This is a genomic window from Nocardiopsis sp. NRRL B-16309 (genome assembly GCF_001279585.1).
Taxonomy (GTDB): Bacteria; Actinomycetota; Actinomycetes; order Streptosporangiales; family Streptosporangiaceae; genus Nocardiopsis.
In genome coordinates, this window is sequence record NZ_LGEC01000015.1 from 1 (window position 1) to 348 (window position 348).

1 pseudogene is annotated in these 348 nt (G+C 69.3%); it reads left to right on the forward strand.

Annotated features, from left to right (window positions below):
* Window positions 1–149: 149 nt before the first annotated feature.
* Window positions 150–348: pseudogene (locus tag ADL05_RS03080) on the forward strand (succinate--CoA ligase subunit alpha); the annotation flags it as partial.

Here is a 348-nt window from a genome sequence, read left to right on the forward strand (position 1 = left end):
AACAACGCCGAGCTGGGCCGCCAGATCCTGACCGAGCGCGCGCACCCCGCGGTGCGCCAGGTCGACACGATGGACGGCGCCGCCGCACAGGCCGCCGAGTTGGCCGCACGGAGCTGACGAGCGAGACGATCTTCGAGGAAGCAGGTTCCATGGCCATCTTTCTGAACAAGGACAGCAGGGTGCTGGTCCAGGGCATGACCGGCTCTGAGGGCACCAAGCACACCCGCCGCATGCTCGCCTCGGGCACCAGCATCGTGGGCGGGGTCAACCCGCGCAAGGCCGGCCAGAAGGTCGACTTCGACGGCGCCGAGGTGCCGGTCTTCGGATCGGTGTCCGAGGGCATGGCCG